Raw genomic sequence first — 1,524 nt, forward strand, 5'->3', positions numbered from 1 at the left:
GTAGAGATCTGGAGGAATACCGGTGGCGAAGGCGACCCCCTAAACGAAAACTGACGCTCAGATACGAAAGCGTGGGGAGCAAACAAGATTAGATACCCTGGTAGTTCACGCTGTAAACGATGTCGATTTGAAGGTTGTGGCCTTGAGCCGTGGCTTTCGGAGCTAACGCGTTAAATCGACCGCCTGGGGAGTACGGCCGCAAGGTTAAAACTCAAATGAATTGACGGGGGGCCCGCACAAGCGGTGGAGCATGTGGTTTAATTCGATGCAACGCGAAGAACCTTACCTACTTTTGACATCCAGAGAACGAGGCAGAGATGCCTTTGTGCCTTCGGGAACTCTGAGACAGGTGTTGCATGGCTGTCGTCAGCTTGTATTGTGAAATGTTGGGTTAAGTCCCGCAACGAGCGCAACCCTTATCCTTTGTTGCCAGCGATTCGGTCGGGAACTCAAAGGAGACTGCCGGTGATAAATCGGAGGAAGGTGGGGATGACGTCAAGTCATCATGGCCCTTACGAGTAGGGCTACACACGTGCTACAATAATGGCGCATACAAAGAGAAGCGATCTCGTGAGAGTCAGCGGACCTCATAAAGTGCGTCGTAGTCCGGATTGGGGTCTGCAACTCGACTCCATGAAGTCGGAATCGCTAGTAATCGTGGATCAGAATGCCACGGTGAATACGTTCCCGGGCCTTGTACACACCGCCCGTTACACCATGGGAGTGGGTTGCAAAAGAAGTAGGTAGCTTAACCTTCGGGAGAGCGCTTACCACTTTGTGATTCATAACTGGGGTGAAGTCGTAACAAGGTAACCGTAGGGGAACCTGCGGTTGGATCACCTCCTTACCTAGACGATACGTTAAGTGAGGTGTCCACACAGATTGTTTGATAACTGTAACGAGCAAGAAAAACCTTCTATAGGCTTGTAGCTCAGGTGGTTAGAGCGCACCCCTGATAAGGGTGAGGTCGGTGGTTCAAGTCCACTCAGGCCTACCAGTTCCGCTTATCCCGATGATTGAGACCGCAGCATATTGCCGCCAAGCAAGCGTGTCACGCGGTGTCCGGCATGTGGCGAAAAGGGACGCTGGCTGTCGTCCTGTTTACTGACTGTGATGAACGAGACTTTACCTGTGCATGCAGGTAAGCGGACTCAGCGCGGGTGATCGACGGCATATGCAAGGTGAACGACTTGGGGCTATAGCTCAGCTGGGAGAGCGCCTGCTTTGCACGCAGGAGGTCAGCGGTTCGATCTCGCTTAGCTCCACCATTCCGCGATGGGATGGGGTCATTCACGTGGCGACGAGGTGGTTTTTCTGCTGTTGATTTATTTCAGAGCGCGTTTGTATTTTCAAGCGCGCTGCGAAATACCGCTCTTTAACAATCCGGAACAAGCTGAAAATTTGAAACACATGCTGAAGTGCAAACTCAGTATGCGAGTCTCTCAAACGAAGTAAGCAAACCTGAGATAACGCGTAAGCGTTATCACTGTACCGCGACAGGCACTGTCGTTTCAGCGGGGTCTT

The 1,524-nt window shown here is 51.9% G+C and carries 1 protein-coding gene, 2 tRNA genes and 1 rRNA gene; 3 read left to right on the forward strand and 1 reads right to left on the reverse strand.

What is annotated here, in order from left to right:
* From ACMX3H_RS00015 to ACMX3H_RS00025, 3 genes are all read left to right on the forward strand, one after another.
* Positions 1 to 847 (forward strand): 16S ribosomal RNA (locus tag ACMX3H_RS00015); the annotation flags it as partial.
* A gap of 73 nt (positions 848 to 920) precedes the next feature.
* Positions 921 to 997, forward strand: a tRNA-Ile gene (locus tag ACMX3H_RS00020).
* A gap of 195 nt (positions 998 to 1,192) precedes the next feature.
* Positions 1,193 to 1,268, forward strand: a tRNA-Ala gene (locus ACMX3H_RS00025).
* 22 nt (positions 1,269 to 1,290) lie between these two features.
* Here the strand turns inward: ACMX3H_RS00025 and ACMX3H_RS00030 are convergent.
* Positions 1,291 to 1,524: hypothetical protein (locus ACMX3H_RS00030; RefSeq protein ID WP_415209320.1), on the reverse strand; the 234-nt coding region annotated here is incomplete at its 5' end.

Source organism: Sodalis sp. (in: enterobacteria) (genome assembly GCF_047607725.1).
GTDB lineage: Bacteria > Pseudomonadota > Gammaproteobacteria > Enterobacterales > Enterobacteriaceae > JBLKSS01.